22 protein-coding genes are annotated in these 21324 nt (G+C 71.2%); 7 read left to right on the top strand and 15 right to left on the bottom strand.

Going from position 1 to position 21324, the window contains the following annotated elements:
* Positions 1-100: 100 nt before the first annotated feature.
* The 12 genes from IF11_RS0135145 to IF11_RS0135090 all read right to left on the bottom strand — a co-directional run bounded on the left by IF11_RS0135145 (position 101) and on the right by IF11_RS0135090 (position 11288).
* Entirely contained in the window at positions 101-1096 is a 996-nt protein-coding gene (locus IF11_RS0135145) for an alpha/beta hydrolase (protein WP_244888273.1), read from the bottom strand.
* 47 nt (positions 1097-1143) lie between these two features.
* Entirely contained in the window at positions 1144-1854 is a 711-nt protein-coding gene (locus tag IF11_RS0135140; RefSeq protein WP_030355871.1) for a beta/alpha barrel domain-containing protein, read from the bottom strand.
* Complete coding sequence (locus IF11_RS0135135) at positions 1851-2597, bottom strand: phosphoribosylanthranilate isomerase (protein ID WP_106979321.1); 747 nt, start codon at positions 2595-2597, stop codon at positions 1851-1853. Before IF11_RS0135135 ends, IF11_RS0135140 begins: the two co-directional genes overlap by 4 nt.
* Positions 2594-3739, bottom strand: a complete 1146-nt coding sequence (locus IF11_RS0135130) for an acyl-CoA dehydrogenase family protein (protein ID WP_030355869.1) — start codon at positions 3737-3739, stop codon at positions 2594-2596. Before IF11_RS0135130 ends, IF11_RS0135135 begins: the two co-directional genes overlap by 4 nt.
* Positions 3740-3796: 57 nt before the next feature.
* Complete coding sequence (locus IF11_RS0135125; RefSeq protein ID WP_030355868.1) at positions 3797-4171, bottom strand: ectoine synthase; 375 nt, start codon at positions 4169-4171, stop codon at positions 3797-3799.
* A 2-nt stretch (positions 4172-4173) separates the two neighbouring features.
* A complete protein-coding gene (gene trpA / locus IF11_RS0135120) occupies positions 4174-5013 on the bottom strand; it encodes a tryptophan synthase subunit alpha (RefSeq protein WP_030355867.1) in 840 nt (279 codons plus the stop codon).
* Positions 5006-6055 carry an anthranilate phosphoribosyltransferase gene (locus tag IF11_RS0135115; RefSeq protein ID WP_030355866.1) on the bottom strand — a complete coding sequence of 350 codons (1050 nt, stop codon included), beginning with the start codon at positions 6053-6055 and terminating at the stop codon, positions 5006-5008. The genes trpA and IF11_RS0135115 overlap by 8 nt, the downstream gene beginning before the upstream one ends.
* A 2-nt stretch (positions 6056-6057) precedes the next feature.
* On the bottom strand, positions 6058-6321 hold the full coding sequence (locus tag IF11_RS0135110; RefSeq protein WP_030355865.1) for an acyl carrier protein: 264 nt from the start codon (positions 6319-6321) through the stop codon (positions 6058-6060).
* Entirely contained in the window at positions 6318-7853 is a 1536-nt protein-coding gene (locus IF11_RS0135105; protein ID WP_030355864.1) for an AMP-binding protein, read from the bottom strand. The genes IF11_RS0135110 and IF11_RS0135105 overlap by 4 nt, the downstream gene beginning before the upstream one ends.
* Positions 7850-8761, bottom strand: coding sequence for a MaoC family dehydratase (locus IF11_RS0135100; protein WP_078491082.1), 912 nt, complete (start codon positions 8759-8761; stop codon positions 7850-7852). The genes IF11_RS0135105 and IF11_RS0135100 overlap by 4 nt, the downstream gene beginning before the upstream one ends.
* The gene (locus IF11_RS0135095) at positions 8758-10008 is read right to left on the bottom strand and encodes a beta-ketoacyl-[acyl-carrier-protein] synthase family protein (protein WP_030355862.1); all 1251 of its coding nucleotides are present in this window, start codon (positions 10006-10008) and stop codon (positions 8758-8760) included. The genes IF11_RS0135100 and IF11_RS0135095 overlap by 4 nt, the downstream gene beginning before the upstream one ends.
* 62 nt (positions 10009-10070) lie before the next feature.
* Complete coding sequence (locus IF11_RS0135090) at positions 10071-11288, bottom strand: aminotransferase class I/II-fold pyridoxal phosphate-dependent enzyme (RefSeq protein WP_030355861.1); 1218 nt, start codon at positions 11286-11288, stop codon at positions 10071-10073.
* Between the two features lie 392 nt (positions 11289-11680).
* Between IF11_RS0135090 and IF11_RS0135085 the strand changes: the two genes are divergently transcribed.
* Positions 11681-12607 carry an AfsR/SARP family transcriptional regulator gene (locus IF11_RS0135085; RefSeq protein WP_063759288.1) on the top strand — a complete coding sequence of 309 codons (927 nt, stop codon included), beginning with the start codon at positions 11681-11683 and terminating at the stop codon, positions 12605-12607.
* 76 nt (positions 12608-12683) lie between these two features.
* Here the strand turns inward: IF11_RS0135085 and IF11_RS0135080 are convergent, their stop codons facing one another.
* From IF11_RS0135080 to IF11_RS0135070, 3 genes are read right to left on the bottom strand one after another with little or no spacing between them, the layout of a single operon-like run.
* Positions 12684-13439, bottom strand: coding sequence for an SDR family NAD(P)-dependent oxidoreductase (locus tag IF11_RS0135080; RefSeq protein WP_030355859.1), 756 nt, complete (start codon positions 13437-13439; stop codon positions 12684-12686).
* Positions 13436-14422, bottom strand: coding sequence for a 3-oxoacyl-ACP synthase III family protein (locus IF11_RS0135075; RefSeq protein WP_030355858.1), 987 nt, complete (start codon positions 14420-14422; stop codon positions 13436-13438). The genes IF11_RS0135080 and IF11_RS0135075 overlap by 4 nt, the downstream gene beginning before the upstream one ends.
* 11 nt (positions 14423-14433) lie before the next feature.
* On the bottom strand, positions 14434-14694 hold the full coding sequence (locus IF11_RS0135070) for a hypothetical protein (RefSeq protein ID WP_030355857.1): 261 nt from the start codon (positions 14692-14694) through the stop codon (positions 14434-14436).
* 188 nt (positions 14695-14882) lie between these two features.
* On the opposite strand from IF11_RS0135070, the gene IF11_RS0135065 reads away from it, so the two are divergent.
* From IF11_RS0135065 to IF11_RS0135040, 6 genes are all read left to right on the top strand, one after another.
* Positions 14883-15767 (top strand): class I SAM-dependent methyltransferase, encoded by an 885-nt coding sequence (locus IF11_RS0135065; RefSeq protein ID WP_030355856.1) that lies wholly within the window; start codon positions 14883-14885, stop codon positions 15765-15767.
* Positions 15768-15777: 10 nt separating this feature from the next.
* Positions 15778-17346, top strand: a complete 1569-nt coding sequence (locus tag IF11_RS0135060) for a flavin-containing monooxygenase (RefSeq protein ID WP_030355855.1) — start codon at positions 15778-15780, stop codon at positions 17344-17346.
* Positions 17347-17366: 20 nt separating this feature from the next.
* Positions 17367-18869, top strand: a complete 1503-nt coding sequence (locus tag IF11_RS0135055) for an FAD-binding protein (RefSeq protein ID WP_030355854.1) — start codon at positions 17367-17369, stop codon at positions 18867-18869.
* A gap of 85 nt (positions 18870-18954) precedes the next feature.
* Entirely contained in the window at positions 18955-19443 is a 489-nt protein-coding gene (locus IF11_RS42600) for an SRPBCC family protein (RefSeq protein WP_030355853.1), read from the top strand.
* Positions 19440-20288, top strand: coding sequence for an alpha/beta fold hydrolase (locus IF11_RS0135045; RefSeq protein WP_030355852.1), 849 nt, complete (start codon positions 19440-19442; stop codon positions 20286-20288). Before IF11_RS42600 ends, IF11_RS0135045 begins: the two co-directional genes overlap by 4 nt.
* Before the next feature lie 4 nt (positions 20289-20292).
* Entirely contained in the window at positions 20293-20961 is a 669-nt protein-coding gene (locus IF11_RS0135040; protein WP_030355851.1) for a 4'-phosphopantetheinyl transferase family protein, read from the top strand.
* The last annotated feature ends 363 nt before the right edge of the window (positions 20962-21324 follow it).

Genomic DNA, 21324 nt, shown 5'->3' with positions numbered 1-21324 from the left:
AAGGAGGGGTCCTTCCTGGAGTCGCTCGGTGCGTGGACGAATACGGTGCGCACACAGTAGCCGCGATGTGCTCCGCCCCTCCGCCATGACCACGGATTGATCACGCACTGATCACCGGGACGTACGCTTCCGCGCAACCGCCCTGCTCCCGCGCGGAGTTCGGGACGGGGCGGGGGTGGTCACCGGCACGTCGCAGGCACTCCTCCAGAAAGGCCAGCGCCCGCAGGTGGTAGACGCGGGCCGCGCGGCCGATGCTGATGTTGTGCCCGGCGGCGGACAGCCGCTCCACCGCGACGAGCGGCGCCGCGGTGAGCAGTCCCGTCATGGCCGCGAGCGCCTTGTCGTCCAGCTCCCACCACAGTTCGTGCTCCGCGAAGGTCAGTCTGACCGGGCTGGTGATCCGGCCGGCCAGCCGCGGGTACTGGACGGGCCAGGTAGCCGTCTGGGCCGCCTCGCGCGCCGGTACGGCCCTCAACAGGGAGCGGCTCGCCCGGAACGTACCGGGTGAATACAGGTGCAGCGGGCCCCAGTTGAGCCGGGACGCGCCACCGCCGAGGGTGTCGGGGAAGTGCCGCGCCTCGGGTGCGTACCGCCAGCCGCATCCGTTGATGTCGAGTCCGAGCAGGCCGCTGCCCGCGTCCTGCGCGGCCATGTGCAGCGCGACCTTGCCGCCGTCGGAGTGGGCCACGACGAAGAAACCCGAGCCGGTCGGGTGGTGCCGGGCGAAGTCGGCGAGCGCCCGGTGCAGGGTGGTCGCCTGCTCGCCGAGGGGCTGTCCGTCCGGCAGCGGGCCGGCGGAGGCGCCGTAGCCGGGCCGGTCCAGGGCCAGCACCGTATGACCGAGCCGGGCGCCCAGCGTGAGCAGCGAGTCGGCCTGGTCGGTCAGTCCGTTGAAGTAGTCGGCGCACATGCCCCGGCCGTGGATGGCGACGATCACGGAGCGGGGTGCCGCGCCGCCGTCCGGCTCGGCGAGCAGACCCGACAGGGGTACGCCGTCGGCGTCGAGGGTCACGGCACGGACGGCGGGCGCCGGAAGGCGGGCAGGAGCGGGAACGGATACGGACGCGGATACGGGAGCGGATACGGGTGCGGTCATGGCAGGCGGTTCTCCTGGGCAGCGGTGGGCGGGCCGGTCGGGGCCGTTCAGTTCGGCCGGCCCGCGGGGCGGGTCCTGGCCCGGTCCAGGCGGTCGACCCAGCCGGCCGCGCTGTCGGTGCGCAGCAGCGAGGTGCCCACCAGCAGGCCGGCGTACCCCGCGTCGAGCAGCTTCGCGGCGGCGAGCGGGCCGTCGATGGCGCTGGCGCTGACGGGGCAGCGGGTACCCGAGGCCCGGACCGCGGGCAGCAGGGCGAGGCTGCGGTCGAGGTCGCCCCGGTCGCGCTCCTTGGCCTTGATGTCCTTGTTGTTGACGGCGACGACGCACTCGTCGGCGTGCGGCAGCCCGTCGAGTTCGGACTCTTCCGTCACCTCGACGAAGGGGGTGAGGCCGAGGACCAGAGAGGCGGTGATCAGCGTGCGCATACTGGACCGGGGCAGCAGGGCCGCGGTGAGCAGCACGGCGGAGGCGCCGAGTTCCCCGGCGGTCGACAGCTGGTCCTTGCGGGTGATGAAGTCCTTCTGGAGCAGCGGCAGGTCGGTGAGCGCCGCCACATCGCGCAGCAGGCCGGTGGTGCCGCCGAACCAGCGTCCCGTCACCACCGAGATACAGGGCGCGCCCGCGGCTTCGTACGACTCCACGATCGCGGCGGGGGTGCGGCCGCCGAGCAGATCGTAGCCGTGCGCGTCGCGCCGTTTGATCTCCATGACCAGCGGGCGATCGGCGGCCAGCAGGGCTTCCAGGAACCGGGCGGTCATCGGAACTCCTCAGGGGACGTGTCGGTCCGCCAGGCGCGGGCCAGAGCGGTGACGGCGGGCGCCGAGAAACGTCCGCGGGCGTCGCGGGCGGCGGTGTCGACATCGATGCCGCGGAAGCCGGGGTGGGCGGCGACGGACCCGTAGTCGGGGCGGTTGTACGGGGTGATGCCGCCGGCGAGCAGGAACGGCCGGGTGAGCCGGGGCAGCAGGCCGAGCACATCCCGCTCGGCGAGTTGGTGTCCGGTGCTGCCGATGCGGCCGTCCTCGGTCGTCGTGTCGAGCAGGAACAGGTCGGTGCCGGCCCGTTCGTACGCGCCGATCAGCGGGCGTTCCAGGCAGCTGCCGGCGCGCAGATGGAGGACCTTGACGAGGACCGCGTCGGGCAGGGCGGCGCGCAGCGCCCGTACCACCACGGGTGGCTGGTAGGCGTGCAGTTGCAGCCAGCGCAGGCCGGTGCGGCGGGCCAGGCCGGTGAGGGCTTCGGGGTCACCGAGGAAGGTGACGAGGACCGGTTCGAGCCGTCCGGTGGCGCGGGCCGCCGCGACGAGTTCGGTGAGGCGCCGCGCGGGAAGCTCGGCGTGGCCGCCGGGTATGCCGTGCCACAGGCCGACGCAGTCCGCTCCCGCGGCGGCGAGCGTGGTGATGTCGTCGGGGGAGGTGGCGCCGCAGACTTTCAGAACCCGGCGGGCCTCGGGTGCGGCCGAGTGTCCCGCCGGGAGCCTGGAGGCGGGCTCCGGGCTCATGTGCCCAGACCCAGCATCGAGGCGATGCGGTTGTACTGGATTTCCGTGGTGCCGGAGTAGATCGTGCCGGCCACGGCGTTGCGTACGTCCTTCTCCAGGCCGTATTCGGTCATATAGCCGTGCCCGCCGAAGAGTTGCACGGCCATCAGGCTGGTCGCCACATTGCTCTCGCTCGTCACCAGTTTGGCGATGGCCAGATCCACCGTGACGTTCTCGCCGGCCGCGAGGCGTTCACCGGTGTCGTACAGCCACTTGGCCGCCGTCTCCAGCCGGATCCTCATGTCGACGATCTTGTTGGCGACGGACTGGTACGAGCCGATCGGCCTGCCGAAGGAACGGCGGGTCTTCGCGTAGTCGAGGCAGCGGTCGAGCCGGTGCCTCATCTCTCCCACGTTCACGATGAAGGAGAAGAGGATCTCCCGCTTCATCACATGGTCGAGCACGAGGAATCCGCCGCCGACCCGGCCGAGGACCTGGGTCCTCGGGACACGGCACTCGTCGAAGAACAACTCGCTGAGCGGCGAGGTCCGTAGTCCCATCTTCTTGGTCGGTGGGCCGATCGTGAGCCCCGGGGTGTCCCGGTCCACGAGGAACGCGGTGACCCCGAGCGGGCCGCCGTCCGGATGCGTACGCGCGTAGACGACGAACACATCGGCGACGGGGCCGTTGCTGACGAAGATCTTCGAGCCGTTCAGGACGAACCGGTCGCCGTCCCGTACCGCTCTCGTGGTCATCGCCATGGCGTCCGAGCCGCCCTCGGCCTCGGTGATCGCATGGGCGCCGATCACCTCGCCCGAGCAGATCCGGGTCAGATACCGCTCCTTCTGCGCTTCCGTGCCGAATTTCTCCAGTGGCACACCGGTACTGGCCATGGTGGTGGTGACCGAGAAGCTCAGCCCGGAGTCACGGCAGTGCTCGCCCAGCCCTTCGAGCAGATACATGGTGGTGAGCAGGGACTGGCCGAGGCCGCCCCAGCGCTCTTCGAAGGGCAGTGCGAGGATGCCGGTCTCCCGGATCAGTTTCCACTTGTCCCAGGAGAACATGGCCTGTTCGTCCTGTTCTATGTGGCCGGCGCTGAGCGCCTCACCCCACCGGGCCAGACCTTCGCGCAGTTCGGCCTGGTCGGCGTTCCAGCGGATCACGGCGAGCCTTTCCATGACGGTTCGGAGGAGGGCGGTCAAGAGAACGCGGTGCGCGGATCAGTACGCCGAGGAGACCTGCTCGTCGAGCTGGTGCACCTCGTCGCCCTGGAGCGCCGGCGAGAAGACACACACCAGGCGCAGGTCCTCGTGCGGGCCGGCCACGAGGTAGTGGGCGTCGTGCTCGTTGAGCGAGTAGAGACGGCCCGGCACGATCGGGTGCGAGGTGCCGTCCAGCTCGATCACTTCTCCGGACCCCTCGATGCAGTAGCAGGATTCGATGTGATTGCGGTACTCCAGACGGGACTTGGTGCCCGCGCGCACGGTAGTGTCGGTGATGCTGTAGTCGAGGCCGTCGGCGGCCACGATGAAGCGACGGCTGAGGCCATTGCCCCACTCGACCGTCTTCACGCTGTCCAGGTCACGGACGAACATGGTCAACTCCCTGTTCTCTCAGGTGTGATGGAACGGTTGGGCGATACGGACCTGACGAAGGCGCGGAAGCCGCCGACGATGTCGCCGCCTTGAGCGAGCGACCGCTCGATCCGGGCGACACCCGCGGAGCCGATGATGACGGCATCGGCTCCGCAGGCGCCTACGGTCTCCACGTCCTGTCTGGTCCTGACCCCGAAGCCGATGGCGATCGGGGATTCCGTGTGCGCCCGGAGCGCGGCGACGGTGGTCGCCAGCGCGGCATGCCCGGTGGCGGGGGCGGTGCCGCTGCGTCCGTAGTGGGCGACGAGATAGAGATAGGCGGTGGCCTCGGCCGCCGCCTCGGCCATGGTCGGCGGCGGGCTCTGCTGGTAGCAGGTGGTGACGACGGGCAGTTCGGCCTCGCGGGCCGCCGCGTAGTGTGCGGTGCGCAGCCGGGGCGGCAGCGCGTGGACGAGCAGTCCGTCCGCGCCCGAGCCGGCGATCGTACGGAGTGTGCGCGCCGGATCCCCGTGCTCGCGGTCCCGGTGCTTGAGGGAGTGGCTCCAGTCGGCGAGCAGCGCGATCCGCAGCCGGCGCAGCCGCGGGCGTACGTCGGCGATGAAGGCGAGGACCTCGTCGAGCCCGACGCCCTGGTCGAGGGCGCGGCGGGCGGAGCGGCGGATCACGGGCCCGTCGGTGACCGAGTCGGGGAAGGGCACGGCGAGTTCGAGGCAGTCGACGCCCTCCTCGTCCAGCATGAGAACGAGGTCGGCGAGGACATCGAGCGGCGGGTCCCCGGCGTTGAGGAAGAGGGCCAGGCCCGGTCCTTCGCCGGGGCCGGTGCGGGAGAAGAAGTCAGCCATGGGTCACCGCTTCCGTACGGGCCGGTGGTCGTGGCGCTCCGGCCCGTACGCGCTCGGCGAGTGCGCGGGCGGCTCCGCTGCGTACCGCCTCCAGGGCGGCGGCGACGGCCTGCGTCCAGTCGGTGGTGTGACCGCTCGCGACGGACAGCGCCGCCGCGTTGAGGCAGACCGTACGGGTGGCCACCTCCCCCGCGGTGCCGGCGAGGACGGACAGGAAGTGTGCGGGTGCCGAGGCGGGGTCCGGGGCGGGCGCGAGATCGTCGAAGCCTCCGTAGGGCGGAACCAACTCACCTACCGGAAGGTGGAGTTCGCGGCCGTCGCGGATGTGGATGGTGTTGTCGGCGAAGCCGAGCAGTTCGTCGGCGCCGCGGTCGTTGGTGGTCAGCCACAGCGTCCGGCCGGTCTCGGTCCCGGCGAGCACGCGGAGGTCGGCCAGGGGCGCGTTCGCCGAGACTCCGGTGACCTGCGCCGTGACGGGCAGGTCCGCGAGGAACGGCCCGAGGGCGTTGAGGAAGCGGCCGAAGGGTTTCATGCTCGTCGGTGCGATGGTCCTGGCCAGCCGGGTCAGCTGCGCCGGGTAGACGAACGGTCCGGCGAAGGCGATGCCGTACCGGTCCAGTGTGTCGGCGGTCTGGTCGTAGGAGGAGGTGAGCCGGACGCCGAGCCGTTCCAGCAGATCGACGGAGCCGAGCGAGCTGGTGTACGCGCGCGAGCCCGTCTTGACGACCCGCACCCCGGTCGCGGCGGCGACGAACGCCGACGCGGTGGAGATGTTGAAGGTCTTCGGTCCGCCTCCGGTGCCCACCACATTGACCGTGCCCGGCCAGCGGTCCGCCGGCCGGGCGGGCCGCCGCTCGGCGAGCGAGTCGAGCAGCGGGCGCAGTGTCTCGTGGCCGGGCGGTGCGGTGGCCAGGGAGGCCAGCAGGGCGAGGGCCTGCGCTCGGTCGAGGCCGCCGGCGCCGAGCTGGTCCCAGAACGACCGCCAGGTGTCGAGCCCGACCGGCGCGCGCCGCTCCAGCAGGCCGGTGAGTGCGTCATGCACCGCTAGCCGCCCGCCACCTCGGGACGGCGCGCACCGGCGATGAACGCGTCGATGGCCGCCACACTGCGGAAGTTGTCGGGGTCCAGGTCCGTGTCGCCGATCGGCAGCTCGAAGCGGTCCTCGACCCAGGCGATCAGCTTCAGCACACCGAGGCTGTCGATGACCCCGTCAGAGAGCAGATCGTGGTCGTCCGCCAGCTCCTGGGGGGTGATGTCCGGCAGGAACTCCTCGATGACGAACTGCTTGATGGTGCCGGCGTGGCTCATGACGTCCTTCCCTGGGCGGTGGTGGCTGACGTGACGGTGGAGACGGTGGACAGCTCGTCGAGACGGTCGAGCGCCTTGCGGTCGACCTTTCCCGTGGCGGTCTTCGGCAGCGGTTCGTCGACGATCCGGAGCTTGGCGGGGACGGCCGCCCTGGGCAGACTCCGCGCGCAGTGCTGACGCAACGTCAGGCTGCTCAGCCCGCTGCCCGGTTCGCTCTGTACGGCGGCGATGAGCCGGCGGCCCTCGATCGGGTCGGGTACGGCGGCCACCCCCGCTTCGCGTACGGCGGGGTGGTCGAGCAGCACCCGTTCGACCTCCGCGGTGTTCACGGCCACACCGCGGACCTTGACCTGGTGGTCGGCGCGTCCGGTGAGATGCAACCGGCCGTCGGCGTCGCGCCGTACCAGATCGCCGGTGCGGAACCAGCGCCGGTCGTCGAGTCCCAGTGGATGGCCGTTGAACTTGTCGGCGTGCCGGGTCCGGTCGAGATAGCCGGCCGACTGGAAGGGCGTGGAGACATACAGTTCGCCGGAGCCCGGCCCGTCGACGGCCGCGCCGTCCGGGCCGAGGATCAGGGCCTCGACTCCCGGCAGCGGGCGGCCGATCGGTACCGGCGGGAACTCGGTGGCGCGGGTGTCGATCTCGTGGACGAAGCTGTCGTTGGTCTCGGTGCAGCCGTAGATGTTGTGGATCCGCGCCCCGGGGAACAGTCCGGGCAGTGCGGCGAAGGTGCGGTCGGGTATGACATCGCCGCTGAACATCACCCGTTCGACCCCGGGGAGCGTCACCACCCCCCGCCGCTGGGCCGCGTCGAGCAGCAGCCCGTAGAACATCGGCACCGCCTGGACCACCCGTACGTCATGGCGGACGAGGAGGTCGAGCAGATGCCCGCCCCGGGCCGCCAGTGCCGGGTCGACCAGGACCACCCGGCCGCCGTGCGCGAGGGTCGTCCAGATGTCCAGCAGGCAGAGGTCGAAGTTGAGCGGCGCGTAGTTGAGTACGGTGACGCCGGGCCCGATCGAGAAGGCGGGGGCGGCCCAGGCGACGAAGCGGTTCACGGCGTCCCGGCCCAGGGGGACGATCTTGGGCAGGCTGGTGGAGCCGGAGGTGGTGAGCATGAACGACACCTCGGCGGCCTCGCGGGGCGCCAGCGGCTGGGCGGTGACCTCGGGGTTCGGCGCCACCGCGGCGTCCGCGCCGTCGGCCGTGATCACCCGGCGGCAGCCCGCCTGGGCGAAGAGATCCGCCAGCAGGGAGTCGGCGAGCGCGGGCGACGGCAGCAGGAAGGGGCGCCGCGCCAGCAGACAGGCCAGCACCAGCGCGATGGCCGCGGGCGACTTGGTCGCCAGGATGCCGACGGGCTCGCCGGGGGTGAGCCCGAGCCGGGCCAGCCGGTCGCGCTCCCGTCCGGCCCGCTCGTACAGCTCGCGGTAGGTGGTCTCCTCGCCGTTCCACACCAGGGCGGTGGCGTCGGGCCGTTCGCGGACCTGGGAGAGGAATCCGCCCACCAGGCCGAGGCCGTCGGTCGTCATGGCCGGCTCCCGCTCTGCGCGCTCGCCGCGTGCTCGGCCAGTTCGACCCAGCCGCTCTTGACGGCGGGTCCCGCGGGGGTGCGGCAGCTGAAGCGCACCACCCGGCGGGCCGCGTCCGGCTGGAGGTCGAACCGGAGCGGCTCTCCGGGCGCGACGGGCGCCGAGAAGCGCCCGCCGATCCCCCGTATCCGGGCGGCGTCACCGTCGGCGTACCGGTCGGTGATCTCCTCGACGGCCAGGGCCAGCACGCTCATCCCGTGCGCGATGACCGAGCCGAAGCCGGCGGCGCGGGCCGCGTCGGCGTCGAGATGGATCGGGTTCTCGTCGCCGGAGGCCAGCGCGTAGCGGCGGATCCACTCCACGGTCGGCTCATGCACGACGGTGGCGGGCTCGGCGGCGCCGGTGGGCGCGGGCGCGGCGGCGCCGCCGGAGATCTCTCCGAAGGGTTCGAGTGCGGTCGCGCCCACGAGCAGGGCGCTGGTGACCAGTTCGGCGAACGGCTCGGCGGCGTCCGGGTCCATGGAGCCCGACGAGCCCGTGGGGTCCGTGGGGTCCGTGGAGTCCGCGCCGTCGCCGGTCAGCCGGGACCGCAGCGCGACCCGGATCCCGCGCGGCTCGCGGCGGGCTCCGAGGACATCCAGCCGTACGGTGACCTGTTCACCGGGGCGTACGAGCCGCCGGCAGCGGATGTCCTGGCCGAGGTGGACGACCGACACGGGGCCGGGATCGTCGGCGGTCAGGGCGGCCACGGTGCGTTCGGCGACGGTGTGCGCGAGGACGAACGCGTGGACGGGCGAGGCGAGTTGGTCCCGCGCGGCGGGCAGCGCGGCGCGGACGGCGCCCCGGTAGGCCGCGATCTCTTCGGCGGTGACGGTACGCGTCGCCGCCGGGGCGGGTGCGGTGGTCATATCGGGGCCACCACCAGGCTGGAGTTGTGGCCGCCGAAGCCGAAGGAGTTGGAGAGCGCGGGACCGGACGCCACGGCGCGCGGGGCGCCGTGGACCACATCGATTTCCATGCCTGGCTCCAGCTGTTCGTGGTTGGCGGTGGGAGGGACCTCGCACCGGCTCATCGCCTGCACGGTCGCGATCAGTTCGACGGCGCCCGCGGCCCCGATGAGATGGCCGATGACGCTCTTGCTGGCGGTCACCGGCGGCCCGTCCGTGCCGAACACCTTGGCCAGCGCGATCGCTTCGGCCCGGTCGTTGTGCGGGGTCGACGTGCCGTGCGCGTTGACATGGACGATGTCGGAGGGGGCCAGACCCGCGTCGGCGATGGCTCCCGCCATGGCGCCGACGGCCGCGCCGCCGTCCGGCAGCGGCATGGCGAGGTGGTACGCGTCGGAGGTGGCCGCGTACCCGGCGACGGTCGCGTACGTACGGGCGCCACGCGCCCGCGCGTCGTCGAGGCGTTCGAGGACGACGAACCCGGCGCCCTCCCCCATCACGAAGCCGTCGCGGTCGGCGTCGAACGGCCTGGACGCGTGCTCCGGGTCGTCGTTGCGCAGCGATACGGCGTTGAGGTTGCCGAATCCGGCGAGGGTGACGGGGGTGAGGGTCGATTCGCAGCCGCCGGCCAGGACGACATCGGCGCGGTCCGTCCGCAGCAGTGTCAGCGCGTGGCCGATGGCGTCGGCGCCGCTGGCGCACGTGGTGGCGATGGTCAGGGCGGGGCCCTGCCAGCCGAGCCGCATCGAGATCTGCGCCGCCGCCGCGTTGGGCATCGTCATCAGGGGCATCAGCGGATTGACCCGGTGCGGCCCCGACTCGGCGAAGTGCCCGGACTCCAGATCGCTGGTGGCCCGGCCGCCGACGGCGTTGCCGACGACGATCGCGGTACGGCCGGGGTCCGCGGCGGGCGCTCCCGCGTCCCGGTGCGCGGCGAGGGCGGCGGTCGTCCCGTACAGCGCGAACGGGTCCATCCGGCGCGCGTCCTTGGCGGGCACGAGGCCGAGGGAGTCGAGCCCGCGGACCCGGCAGCCGATGCGCACCCGGTGGCGCTCCAGGTCGAGGTGGGTCAGCGTGGCGGCGGTGGACCTGCCCGCGCGCAGTGCGGCCCACAGATCGTCGGGGGTGCAGCCGGCCGGGGTGACGACGCCCATGCCGGTGATCGCGACAGGCGCGTGTGGCGGTGCGTGCCTCGGTGAGGTTGGCATCTCGGATCCCGTATCCCGTACGAACGTCGGAGGGCGGAGGTGGACAGCGAGTTGACCGACCGTCAGGCCGTGATCAGCCCGCAGGTGTGGGCGGCCTTGAGGAAGGCCTCCGCGGCGAAGTCGATATCGCTCTTGGTGTGGCGCGCGGTGATGGCGATCCGCAGCCGGGCCAGGTCGTTGGGGACGGCCGGGGTGACCACCGGCAGTCCGATGACCCCCGCCGCGCGGCAGGCGGTGGCGTAGTCGTACGCGGCGTCGTCGGAGCCGGCGATGACGGGGACGACGGCGGTCTCGCTGTCGCCGGTGCGCATCCCGCCGTCGTTCAGCATCCGGCGGAAGCGCGCGGACTCCTGCTGGATATGGCGGACGCGCTCGGGCTCGCGCTCCAGGATCCGCAGCGATTCGAGCGCCGCGCCCGACTGGGCGGGGCCGAGGGCCGCGGAGAAGAGGAACGGCCGTGCCGCGTACTTGAGATGGCCGATCAGCTCGCTCGGTCCCGCCACCCAGCCGCCCATCGAGGGGATGGCCTTCGAGAGCGTGCCCAGCTTGACGTCGACCTTCGCGGTGTACTCGAAGTGCTCCTCGATGCCCTTGCCGGTGGCGCCGATGATACCCAGCGCGTGGGCCTCGTCCACCATCAGCAGGGCGTTGTGGGCGTCGCACACCCGGCGCAGCTCCGGCAGCGGCGCGATGTCGCCGTCCATGGAGTAGACGCTGTCGACGATGACGAGCCGGATTCCTTCCGGGCTCGCGGCGGCGAGCCTGCGGTCGAGATGGCCCACGTCGTTGTGGCGGAAGCGGGTGACGGTGGCGCCGCTCAGCCGGCAGCCGTCCACGATGCTGGCGTGGTCGTACTTGTCGATCAGTACGGTGTCACCGGCGCCGACCAGCGCGCCGACCGTGCCGACGTTGGCCGCGTACCCGGAGCCGAACACCAGCGCCTCCTGGCGGCCGGCGAACCGGGCGACCTCCGCCTCCAGTTCCTCGTGCAGCGGGATCGAACCCGCCAGCGCCCGCACCCCGTGGTTGCCGGTGCCGTACAGATCGACGGCGGCCTTGGCGGCGGCGACCACACGCTCGTCACCGGCCAGGCCCAGATAGCTGTAGCCCGACATCATCAGGAGGCGCTCGCCGTCGAGGTCGGCGTAGGCGGAGTCGCGCTCGACCGTGTACGTGACGAAGCTGTTGCGGCGGGCGGGCTCCCACTCCAGGGCCCGCACACGGCGGTGTGTCGCGGCCAGTTTCGGCGCGAGACGTTCCCAGCCCCCGGATGTGTTCACGTGCGTCTCCTCACCACGTTTCGGACAATTACCGGAGTCCGCTCAACCTGGACTCAGAGTGCCGACGCAATTCAACGACAGCCGCGCAAGGCGCGCGCAACACGGCGCTGAAATGGGAAAAGAGGGGAACGCAAGAACAGCGCGTCAGCTTTACGCAAGCGGAATGAGGGTCTCCAGAGAAATCCCGGGGAATGTTCCCCGGCCAGTATTGACATACCGAGATGGCCGATTGGTATCGTCCAATTTCTGTGCAGGGGGCATGCACAGAGCGTCCCGATCTCCTTCACAAGGAGCACTGTGGCGGGGCCCCCTGGCGTGATGTCGAGACTCTCGCCGGCGGCAGCCGCCGTCGGTGCAACCGGCCCAGGGCCGACCGCATCGGGGAGTACAGCTTGCTCATCAGACTCGCTGGCCTTGTCACGATCGAACCCGAAGGGGTTCCGCCACAGCATCTGTCCAGCGCTCAGGCTCAAGTCGCGTTCGCCAGGCTCATCCTCGAACGGTCCGGCGGCACCAGCCGCGATCAACTGGCCGACACCGTCTGGCCCGACGGGCTGCCGGACACCTGGGCCTCGGCCCTGCGCAGTGTTGTCAGCCGGGTCCGTACGTTCGTCACGTTCCCCCAGCAGCGGCCCGGGGTCACCCCGCTGGTCGCCCAGGGCGGTCGCTATCTGCTGCGGCTGCCGGACGACGCGGCCGTCGACGTCGAGTGCGCGGATGCGGCGGCGAAGGAGGCGGCCGAGGCGTACGCCACCGGTTCGTTCGCCGTCGCGCAGCAACTCGCCGCCGCTGCCGTGTCGAATCTACGCGGGTCATTCCTGCCCGCCCACGAGGGCGAGTGGGTCAATGGCGTGCGGGAATGGCTCGATGAGCTCCGGCTGTCCGCGCTGGAGACCGCGAGTCTGGCCTCGGCGGCGCTGGGCGACGAGCATCACGCGCTGCGGTACGCCGAGGAGGCCGTACGGCGGGCGCCGTTCAGGGAGAGCGCCTACCGGTGCCGGATGGCGGCGCACCGGACGGCCGGCAACCGTGCCGAGGCGCTGCGCACCTATCAGCAGCTGCGGGAGGTGCTCGCCGAGGAGCTGGGGATCGACCCGGCGCCGGAGAGCCAGGCCGCCTATCTGGAGCTGCTGCGCGGCTCCGACACCCGCCGAAGACCGGAGCCCGAGACCGGCGCCATGACCCGGCTGGACCCGCTGCTGATGGGCATGTTCGAGGCCCCGGACCCGCGACCGGCCCCGTCGCGGCCCTGCTTATTGACGCCGGACGGCTGCCTCACCCACCCCGCGCCCCCGGCGCCCGACTGGCGTGTGGCGTAAGGGGGGTGGCGGGGGAACATACGCGGGCGGCCCGGCGGGATACGCCGGGCCGCCTCTCTGTGCGTACGGGCGGGTCTCAGGTGATCGAGACTCCGCTGTCGATGCTGAGGACCTGGCCCGTCATACAGTCCTGGTCCAGGAACAGGGCGGCGCTGCGGGCCACTTCCTCGACCGTGACGAAGCGGGGAATGGGGGCCTTGCCCTCCATGCCCTCGATGACGTGTCCCGGCAGGTTCTCCGTCATTCCCGTGATCATGAACCCTGGGGAGAGGGCGTTCACGGTCACCCCGCGTCTGCCGCACTCGGCGGCCAGGGTACGGGTGAAGCCGATGAGACCGGCCTTCGAGGCGGAGTAGGCCGTCTGACCCGCCGTCGCGATCAGGCCGGAGGGCGACACCACATTGATGATCCGGCCCCACCGCTGCCGGAGCATATACGGAACGGACACCCGCGCCGTGTGGAACGAACCGATCAGATTGGTCTGGATGACCTGCTGCCAGTCCGCCGGCGACTGCATCGCCATCAGCGCGTCCTTGCGGATGGCGCCATTGTTGACGAGCACGTCGACCGGCCCGAGCCGCTCACTGATCTCGGCGTACATCGCGGTGACGGCGTCCCAGGAGCCGACATCGCCGGTCACGACGGCCGAGTCGTTGCTCAGCTTCTCCCGTACGGCGCGGGCCTGCGCCTCCGAGCTGTTGTAGTGGACGGCGACCCGGCAGCCGAGCGCGTCGAGTTCGAGTGCCAGGGCCTGTCCGAGCCCGCCGGACGCCCCCGTGACCAGGGCGACCGGCCGCTCGGGACGGGTGCCCGGCTCGCTGTTACGGCTCATTTCCTCTCCCCGCCCCACTCCAGGAGCATCGATCCCCAGGTCATCCCCGCGCCGAAGCCGGCCAGCAGCACCTGGTCGCCGGGCTGGATCCGGCCGTCCTCCAGCGCCTCGGTGAGGGCGATCGGGATGGACGCGGACGCGGTGTTGCCGTACCGCTCCAGATTGGTGACCAGCGCCTCGGGCCGCAGACCGGTGTGGCTGAGGATCGAGTTGATGATCCGGATATTGGCCTGGTGCGGAATGATGTGGTCGACGTCGGCGGCGTCGACCTTGGCGCTCTCCAGCGTCTCCCGGACCGTACGGACCGTGTAGCGCACGGCGTTGAGATAGATCTCGTTGCCGTTGATCCTGGCGTAGTGCAGCCCCTCGCGGACCGTCTCCTCGGTGGTCGGCATCCTGCTGCCGCCCGCCAGTACCTTCAGGCTGCCGGTGCACGAACCGTCCGCGCCGAGGTTCCATGCCTTCACCCGGTTCTCGGGCCCCGGCTGGAGCACGACCGCGCCGGCCCCGTCGCCGACGAGGATCGACAAGTCGCGGTCGGCGGGGTTGGCCGTCAGGGTGTGCGTGTCGGAGCCGATCAGCAGGATCGGGCGGGGATCGATGGCGATCAGCGCCATCGCCGACACCAGACCGTAGACGAAGCCCGCGCACTCCGAGTTGACGTCGTGCGCGCTGCCCGCGATGCCGAGATCGTGGTGGACGAACGCGGAGGTGGCCGGTGAGGGCTGCTCGGGCGTGGCGGTGGCGACGATCAGATGGGCGATGTCGCCACCGGTCAGGCCCGCCTTCTCCAGGGCGCGCCGGCCGGCCTCGACAGCCAGCGAGGCGGTCGTCTGTCCCGGCCCCACGGCGCGGCGCTCCCGGATGCCGCAGCGGCTGACGATCCAGTTCTCGTCGACACCGAACCGCTCCGCGAGCTCCACGCTGGTGACCTTGCGCTCGGGTACGGCCATGCCCCACCCGGTGATGTCGAAGCCGTTCACGGGCGCGCTCGCTACGCCTGCGCCGGCTGCGGGACGAGCGCGACGATCCGCTCGTACACATGGCGCAGCGTGGTCGTGTCGTCGAGGTCCGCGAACAGCGACTCGTCTGCGGGGATGTGCGGGTACTGGTTCTGGAACCCGTACAGCCACTCCATCAGGTCCAGCGAGTCGACGTCCGCGATGTGCTGGAGCGGTGCGTCGGGGCTGACCTCCTGGGCGCCCGACACGGCCTCCAGCTGGCTCGCCAGTTCTTCGATGGTGGGCAGCGTCATGAGCTTCGGTCCTCTCTCGCGGTGCATCCGGTGTCGAGTGGCATGGAAGCGCGGCGCGCGCAACCGGGACGCAACACCGGTGACGCCTGCCGTCTTGCACATCTGTTGCGAGCCACGCGGTTATCTCGTGACCGCATCACACGGTCGGTACGAGCGGCGCAGCGACAGGATCAGGAAAGAGGTCGAGGATGACAACGGTCGCACCCAGGTCGGTGGACCCCGAGGTCGACGCGGTCAGACACCACTACGAGGTCAGCAACGATTTCTACCGGCTCCTGCTGGGCCCGACCATGATGTACTCCGGCGGCTACTGGGAGCAGGGCGAGGATCTCGTCGCGACACTGGACGAGGCTCAGGAGCGCAAGCTCGATGTGTTCGCCGCGCTTGCCGGGGCCCAGGGCGCCCGCCGGGTGCTGGACATCGGCTGCGGCTGGGGCACCATGCTCAACCGGCTCACCACCGTGCACGGGGTGGAGGAGGCGGTCGGTCTCACGCTGAGCCGCACCCAGGAGGCGTTCATCGCCGGCCTGGACAATCCGCGGATCACCACGCGCGTGGAGAGCTGGGCGGACCACGCGACGGACGACAAGTACGACGCGGCGTTCTGCATCAACGCGCTGGAGCACTTCGTCTCGTCCAACCTGCCGCCGCGTGAGCGCACCAAGCGCTACCGCTTCTTCTTCGGCCAGGTGTACAAGGCGCTGAACCCGGGCGCGAAGTTCGTCCTGCACACGATGACGGCCGAGGCGCAGCCGATGAACCGGGAGCTGCTCGCCGATCTGAAGTTCCTCCAGCGCTCCGAGTTCGAGGGGATGCACATCCCGCATCTCCACGAGCTGACCGCCGCCGCCGAGGGCCAGTTCGAGATCGTGGAAATCGTCAACGAGCGGGAGTCCTTCGCCATGGCGTGCCGCGCCTGGCTGAAGCGGCTGGCCGCGGACCGTGCGACGGCCGTCGCCCTGGAGGGCGAGGAGGTCGTGGCCCGCTTCGAGCGCTACCTCGACATCTTCGCGTACACGCTCGAAGACAAGTTCTTCAACAACTTCCGCGTCACCATCGCGCGCAGGGGCTGAGGAGGCCGCCGTGACGAGCATTCTCGAACCCGCCCGCGGAGACGGGGTGAGCAGCGGTACGGAGCCGGAGCGCCCGGCCGGCCGGGGACCCACCCGTCATCTGCGGGTCGCGGTCATCGGCACCGGGTTCTCGGGCCTGGGAACGGCCATCAGGCTGCTCCAGCGGGGCATCGACGACTTCCTGGTCTTCGAACGGGCCGATGAGGTGGGCGGCACCTGGCGCGACAACACCTATCCGGGGTGCGCCTGTGACGTGATGTCCCATCTGTACTCCTTCTCGTTCGCGCAGAACCCGCACTGGAAGAGCACCTTCGGCAAGCGGGACGAGCTGTACGCGTATCTGCGCGACTGCGCCGACCGCTTCGGGGTCCGTCCGCACATCCGGTTCAACCATGAGCTGATCGCCGCGCGCTGGGACGACCACACCCGCCACTGGCATATCGAGACCTCGGGCGGCGAGTACACCGCCCAGGTCCTGGTCACCGGCACCGGCTATCTCAGCGAGCCGGCCGTGCCCGACATTCCGGGCCTCGGTGACTTCGAAGGGAAGGTGTTCCACTCCTCGCGCTGGGACCACGACCACGATCTGACCGGCAGGCGCGTCGCCGTCATCGGTACGGGCGCCTCCGCCATCCAGTTCGTACCGAAGATCCAGCCCGAGGCCGGGCAGCTGGACCTCTACCAGCGCACCCCGCCGTGGATCGGCCCCAAGAACGACAAGCCGACCAGCCCGCTCCAGGCCAGGCTGCTGCGCGGGATGCCCGGCTACCAGCGCTTCCGGCGCAACTTCAATATGTGGGGCCGCGAGATCCTGGCCTTCGTCATGGCCCGCCCCAAGGTCGCCGGGAAGATGCAGAAGATGGCCTCGGACCATCTGAAGAAGAGCGTCGAGGACCCGGCGCTGCGGGAGCGGCTCACGCCCGACTACGTCATGGCGTGCAAGCGGCTGCTGTTCTCGAACACGTACTACCCGGCGATCCAGCAGCCCAATGTCGAGGTCGTCACCGATGGCATCGACCATGTCAGGGCGAAGTCCGTCGTCTCCAAGGACGGCCGGGAGCGCGAGGTCGACACGATCATCCTGGGCACCGGCTTCCGCGCCGTGGACCGTCCGGTCGCCCAGCGGATCTGGGGCCGGGGCGGGGTCCAGCTGCGGGAGGCGTGGAGCGAGGGCATGTCCGCGCACCGGGGCACGACCGTGGCCGGATTCCCCAATCTGTTCATGCTGCTCGGCCCCAACACGACGCTCGGGCACTCCTCGCAGGTCGTGATGATCGAGGCGCAGATCGCGTATGTCCTGGACGCGCTCCGGCAGATGGAGAAGCGGGGCCTGTCCAGTGTGGAGGTGCGCGAGGAGGCGCAGAAGGCGTACAACGCGCGGCTCGACAAGCGTCTGGACGGCACGGTCTGGAACGCCGGCAACTGCAAGAGCTGGTACCTCGACAGCAGCGGCCGCAACCCGTCGATCTGGCCCACGTACACCTGGCGCTTCCGCGGCGAGACCAAGCGCTTCGATCTGGGCGAGTACCGGCTCGCCACCACTGTCGGCGCCGGAAGACCGGCTGTGAACCACGGATGACAAAGGGGAGAACGGACCAGATGAGCAGCAGCAACGCGCCTTCCCGGCGCAGAGTCCTGGGCGGAATCGCCGCCACCGCCGCCACGGTGGTGGGCTGGAACGTGGCCACCCAGACCTGGGCCACGGCGGCGGAGGCCGGCAGCGCACGCGGTTATGTGGCACCGGTCCCGCCGCTCGACGGGACGCTGAGGACCTCGGCCGCCGACCTCGTGCAGTTCAGCAAGGACTTCGGCAATCTGGTGAAGGACATCGTGCCGTGGGCCGTACTGGTGCCCGGCTCGGTCAACGACATCGTCAAGATGGTCAACTTCGCCCGGTCCAACAATCTGAAGATCGCGGCGAATGGGCGCAGCGGCACCGGTGACGATCTCGAATCGCACTCCAACTACGGCCAGGCGGCGGTCCCGGGCGGTATCTCGATCGACTCCCGCGGTCTGTCGAAGATCATCAGCGTCGGTTCCACCACCGCCGTCGTCGAGGCGGGTGTCACCTGGGCCCAGCTGACGGACGCGGCCATGGCCAAGGGCAAGACCCCGCCGGCCATGCCCGACTACATGCATCTGTCGATCGGCGGCACGCTGAGCGTCGGCGGTATCGGCGGCACCGTGGGCAAGTACGGGCTGGCGGTCGACACCGTCGAGTCCATCGATGTCGTCACGGGTACGGGGCAGTTGGTCACCGCCTCCGCGACGGTCCGCCCGGACCTCTTCAACGCCGCGCTGGTCGGCGGCGGGCAGGTGGGCATCATCGTCCGCGCCACGGTGAGGATCGCCCCGGTCAAGGAGCGGATCGTCGTCTTCAGCCTGGTCTACGACGATATGGCGGCCTATCTGGCCGACTCGGAGAAGGTGCTGGCCGAGGGGCGGTTCGAGGTCCAGGCCGGCGAGATGCTCCGTACGCCGGACGACGCGGGCTGGCGCTTCAAGCTGGAGCTGGGGGCCGTCTACACGGGCACCGCGCCGGCCCGGGACCCGTTGATCGCGGGGCTGCGGGACGTACGCGCCGAGGCCGTCATCGACGACATGCCGTTCCGGGACTACATCTTCCGCTTCGACGCGTATGTGGACTACCTCAAGGAAGCGGACTACTGGGACCAGCCCAAGCCCTGGCTGAGCCTGTTCCTCCCTGCCTCCAAGGCCAAGCAGTTCCTCCAGCTCGCCCAGGCCGAGCTGACCGCGAACGACCTCGGCGGCGGCTTCCTGCTCACCTACCCGTACCGCACCTCCAAGCTCAAGCGGCCACTGGGCGTACAGCCCAACGAGTCGGTCGCCTACCTCTTCGACCTGCTGCGCTTCCCGCACCCGGGCGAGCCGGACATCCAGGGGATGCTGGAGCAGAACCGCCGGCTGTACGACAAGGCCGTCGCCCTGGGCGCCAAGCGCTATCTCGTCGGCGCCATCCCCGGTATGACCCCGGCGGAATGGAAGCGGCACTTCGGCAACCGCTACGCCGACTTCTGCAACGCCAAGCGGCGTTACGACCCGGCCGGCATCCTCACGCCCGGTCAGGGCTTCTTCGCCTGATCCGGCCCTGCCGCACCGGAGCGGGGCCCTCCCCGGGCCCCGCTTCCCGGCCTTCCCATCCGCCGCCCCACACAGGGAGACTGGCATGAACGGCTACGACATCATCGACGAGGCGGTGGTCGACGCCCCCGCGGACGTCGTCTGGGACGCGCTCGTCGCCGAGTTCCGCGGTGCCGCCCGCTGGTGGGTGCCCGCCAACACCTTCGCGACCCTCTCCGGCGCGCCCGACGTGGTGGGCGGCGAGGTCGGCGTGACGGTCCACACCAAGGGCGTCGACAAGGGCGGACTCAAGCTCCGCTTCACCGCCCGTACGGTGTCCGTCGTGCCGGGCCGCCGGCTGACCGTCGAGTATGTCGACGGAGTCTTCCGCGGTCCCGGCGACTTCATCCTGGAGCCGCTGGACGACGGCCACCGCACCCGCGTCACCATGCACTTCCAGGGGCGCCCGCACGGCAAACTGAAGCTGCTGGCCAAGGTCGCCGACATCGGCGCCGAGCACTCGAAGGCGACGCTGGCGGCCTTCGTCTCGCTCAACGCGCTGCTGACCCAGCCGCTGGCCGGGAGGACCCGGTGAGCACCACGAGGGCCGACTCGCGCACCGAGGAGACCACGGTACGTACGGACGACGGCGCCGCGCTCGCCGTCACCGTCCTCGCCCCGCTGCGGGCGCCGACCGGCACGACCGTCGTCCTCGCGCACGGCTGGGCCGCGGGCCGCCGCGTCTGGGGTACGGTCACCGACCGGCTGATCCGCTCCGGCCACCGGGTGGTGCTGTACGACCAGCGCGGGCACGGCGCGTCGGGCCTGGGCAGGGAGCCGATCGCCATCCGCCGGTTCGGCGCGGACCTGGCGGCGGTGCTGGGCGAGACCGGCTCCCGCGACGCGCTCCTGGTCGGCCACTCCGGCGGCGGCTTCGCGGCCCTGTCGTACGTCACCGCCGACCCGGGCGCCGCGCGCCGACTGCGCGGACTCGTCCTGCTGGGCACCGCCGCGCATGACCAGGACACCCCCGACAGCGAGGTGCGCATGATGGGCAGCGCGCTGTTCTCCCGGGCCCTGCGGCGGCCGGCGCTCGGCCGACGGCTGCTGGCCCAGACGATGGGCAAGGGGGCCGACCCGTACGCCCTCGAAGTCAACCGGCAGATGTTCGCGGCGGCTTCCCCCCGGGTACGCGCCGACTGCTTCGCCTCGTCCCGCGGCATGGATCTGCGCGCGGAACTGGCCACCGTCGACGTGCCCGCCGTGGTCCTCGCGGGAGAGCACGACCGGGTCGTCAAGCCGGAACTGGGCGACGCGCTCGCCAAGGCGCTGCCGGACGCGCGGTTCGAACGCCTCCCGGGCGCCGGTCATATGCTGCCGCTGGAGCGGCCGGCGGAGATCGTACGCGCGGTGTCGGGCCTGATCGCCCGTCCCCGCTGAGACCGTGATCGAGGAGATCCTGCCCCCGGGCGTCAGATCGGCCGAAGCCTTCGACGATCTGGCGCCCGCGCCGCTGTTCCCCGAGGAGGCGGCGCTGATGGCGGACAGACGACAGCGCCGCCGCGCGCAGTTCGCCACGGCCCGCGCCTGCGCGCGCCGCACCCTCGCCGAACTCGGCCTGCCGCCCGCGCCGTTACTACCGGGCGCGGGCGGCGCGCCCGAGTGGCCGGACGGGATCGTCGGCAGCATCACCCACTGCGACGGCTACCGGGCGGCGGTGGCGGCCAGACGAACGGACGTGGCCGCGCTGGGCATCGACGCGGAGCCGGCGGGGCCGCTGCCGCGGGGGGTACTGGGCCTGATCGCCTCCACCACCGAGCGCACGGCGCTGGAACGGCTGGGCGCGGAGGCGCCGGGCGTGTGCTGGGACCGGCTGCTGTTCTCCGCGAAGGAGTCGGTCTACAAGGCGTGGTACCCCGCGACGGGGCGGTGGCTCGGCTTCACGGAGGCGGAGGTCCACCTGTCCCCGACGGGCACGTTCACAGCGGACCTGCACCCTGTGACGCCCCCGCCGCCGGGCGCGACCTTGCGGTTCGCGGGGAGGTGGCTGGTGCGGGGGGATCTTGTCTTGACCTCGGTGGTCGGGTGCGGGTTGTCGCCGGGTGCGCCCTGAGCCTTCCGGCTGGGTGTCGTGGTCCGGGGTGCGGTCGTCTGCGGCCCGGGGCCGGTGGTCCGAGTGCGAGTTGTCGCCGGGTGGCGCGCTTCGCCTCCGGCCGGGGGGCGTGGTCCGGGGTGCGGTCGTCTGCGGCCCGGGGCCGGTGGTCCGAGTGCGAGTTGTCGCCGGGGGGCGCGGTTCGCCTCCGGCCGGGGGGCGTGGTCCGGGGTGCGGTCGTCTGCGGCCTGGGGCCGGTGGTCCGAGTGCGGGTTGTCGCCGGGGGGCGCTCCGGGGCTCGCGCCCGGGACGGCATGATTTACGGCGCGCAGCAGCCCTGACGATGGGTTCGGGCGGTCACGCGCCACAAATCACGCTTTAGTG

Origin of the sequence: Streptomyces scopuliridis RB72, from assembly GCF_000718095.1 — a bacterium.
In the GTDB taxonomy this organism is placed as follows: Bacteria; Actinomycetota; Actinomycetes; order Streptomycetales; family Streptomycetaceae; genus Streptomyces; species Streptomyces scopuliridis.
The sequence above is the reverse complement of the archived record's forward strand: the minus strand, read 5'-3'. Positions and strand labels throughout refer to the sequence as shown.

What these genes read in the sequence shown, in the direction of transcription:
- IF11_RS0135145 (WP_244888273.1), bottom strand. Translation starts at nt 1,096, where the DNA reads ATGACCGCACCCGTATCCGCTCCCGTATCCGCGTCCGTATCCGTTCCC.
- IF11_RS0135140 (WP_030355871.1), bottom strand. Translation starts at nt 1,854, where the DNA reads ATGACCGCCCGGTTCCTGGAAGCCCTGCTGGCCGCCGATCGCCCGCTG.
- IF11_RS0135135 (WP_106979321.1), bottom strand. Translation starts at nt 2,597, where the DNA reads ATGAGCCCGGAGCCCGCCTCCAGGCTCCCGGCGGGACACTCGGCCGCA.
- IF11_RS0135125 (WP_030355868.1), bottom strand. Translation starts at nt 4,171, where the DNA reads ATGTTCGTCCGTGACCTGGACAGCGTGAAGACGGTCGAGTGGGGCAAT.
- trpA (WP_030355867.1), bottom strand. Translation starts at nt 5,013, where the DNA reads ATGGCTGACTTCTTCTCCCGCACCGGCCCCGGCGAAGGACCGGGCCTG.
- IF11_RS0135110 (WP_030355865.1), bottom strand. Translation starts at nt 6,321, where the DNA reads ATGAGCCACGCCGGCACCATCAAGCAGTTCGTCATCGAGGAGTTCCTG.
- IF11_RS0135105 (WP_030355864.1), bottom strand. Translation starts at nt 7,853, where the DNA reads ATGACGACCGACGGCCTCGGCCTGGTGGGCGGATTCCTCTCCCAGGTC.
- IF11_RS0135100 (WP_078491082.1), bottom strand. Translation starts at nt 8,761, where the DNA reads ATGACCACCGCACCCGCCCCGGCGGCGACGCGTACCGTCACCGCCGAA.
- IF11_RS0135095 (WP_030355862.1), bottom strand. Translation starts at nt 10,008, where the DNA reads ATGCCAACCTCACCGAGGCACGCACCGCCACACGCGCCTGTCGCGATC.
- IF11_RS0135080 (WP_030355859.1), bottom strand. Translation starts at nt 13,439, where the DNA reads ATGAGCCGTAACAGCGAGCCGGGCACCCGTCCCGAGCGGCCGGTCGCC.
- IF11_RS0135070 (WP_030355857.1), bottom strand. Translation starts at nt 14,694, where the DNA reads ATGACGCTGCCCACCATCGAAGAACTGGCGAGCCAGCTGGAGGCCGTG.
- IF11_RS0135065 (WP_030355856.1), top strand. Translation starts at nt 14,883, where the DNA reads ATGACAACGGTCGCACCCAGGTCGGTGGACCCCGAGGTCGACGCGGTC.
- IF11_RS0135055 (WP_030355854.1), top strand. Translation starts at nt 17,367, where the DNA reads ATGAGCAGCAGCAACGCGCCTTCCCGGCGCAGAGTCCTGGGCGGAATC.
- IF11_RS42600 (WP_030355853.1), top strand. Translation starts at nt 18,955, where the DNA reads ATGAACGGCTACGACATCATCGACGAGGCGGTGGTCGACGCCCCCGCG.